Here is a 1333-nt window from a genome sequence, read left to right on the forward strand (position 1 = left end):
CACGAACAGCGCAACGGGGAGCGTCGTCAGCACCGAACGGTAGAGATACCAGGTGGTGAAAACGGTCGGGTTGGCGATCAGGAACACCGTCATCATGACGATGAACACGGCGAGCGTGCCGAGCGCGGCACGGTTGTCGAGGATGAAGCCGCGCATCCAGTGATCGGATGGGTGCCTCCATTCCTTCTGAGAACTGGGACGGGGAATGCCGGAGGACGGCTCGTGCAGGTCGGGCTCCATGGTCTTGCTCATCGTGCTCTCTGCTCCGCGTCGCCGGCATCGTGCAGCCCGGCCAATCCGCCGGGATGCGCAACCTCTTCCATGAAGTTGATGAGGTCTTCGGCCGACTTGACCTCGCTGCGGTCGGTCGTCAGTGCGATCCTGCCGCGATCCAGCACCACGAAGCGGTCGGCGATGTCGAAGACATGATGGATGTTGTGGCCGATGAACAGGATCGAGCGGCCGCTCGCCCGCACCTGGCGCACGAAATGGAATACCTTGGCGGTTTCGGTCAGCGACAGCGCCGTCGTCGGTTCGTCGAGGACGATCAGCTCGGCCTGCTTGTAGATGGCGCGGGCGATCGCCACGCCCTGGCGTTCGCCGCCCGAAAGCTGGCCGACGATCGACTGCGGCGTGAACACTTTCGAGGTGAAGCCGATCTCGCGCATCAGCCGGCTTGCCTCCTCGATCTCCTTGTTGACCCTGAGAAAGCCCAAGAATCCGGTCAGCTCGCGGCCCATGAAGATGTTGCGAACGATGGTCTGCTGCACGGCCAGCGCCCGGTCCTGGAACACCGTCTCGATGCCGGCTTCGCGGGAACGCGCCGCGCTCCACCCGGTCACCGGCTTACCACGCACGAGGATTTCGCCGCTGGTCGGCTTGACCACGCCCGAGAGGATCTTGATCAGCGTCGACTTGCCGGCGCCATTGTCACCGAGCAGGCCGACCACCTCGCCGCGGTCGACGCTGAGATTGACCCCGCCCAGCGCATAGACCTGGCCATAGGACTTGCTGATGTCGCGCAGTTCGATGAGGCGTTCGGCCATCGGATGCTCGCTTTCATTGTCTCGTGCCGGCGTCGTCGCCAGCGGTCCCGCCGGCCGGGGCCTGAGATCCCGGCCGGCGGCTTGGGAGGTCAGCGCAGCGCCTGCTTGGCGAGCTCGGCGACGATCTCGTAATTTTCGGGCGTGACGAAGCCGGCGCCGGTGTCGACATTCATCGGCGCCAGCCCCAGCACAACCTGCTGGCAGAGGCTGAGGATCGGCAGATAGCCCTGCAGGAACGGCTGCTGGTCGGCGGTCAATTGCACCCAGCCGCCCTTGAAACCCTCGAC

At 64.8% G+C, this 1333-nt stretch carries 1 protein-coding gene and 2 pseudogenes; all 3 read right to left on the minus strand.

The genetic code is table 11. The features are described from left to right. A pseudogene (locus tag EN925_RS36125) lies at window positions 1-252 on the minus strand (ABC transporter permease); the annotation flags it as partial. Next, a complete protein-coding gene (locus EN925_RS36130; RefSeq protein ID WP_127369457.1) occupies window positions 249-1046 on the minus strand; it encodes an ATP-binding cassette domain-containing protein in 798 nt (265 codons plus the stop codon). The pseudogene EN925_RS36125 and the gene EN925_RS36130, both read right to left, overlap by 4 nt. Window positions 1047-1135: 89 nt before the next feature. Further along, a pseudogene (locus EN925_RS36135) lies at window positions 1136-1333 on the minus strand (sugar ABC transporter substrate-binding protein); the annotation flags it as partial.

This window comes from Mesorhizobium sp. M7A.F.Ca.US.006.04.2.1 (assembly GCF_004022915.1).
Taxonomy (GTDB): Bacteria; Pseudomonadota; Alphaproteobacteria; order Rhizobiales; family Rhizobiaceae; genus Mesorhizobium; species Mesorhizobium ciceri.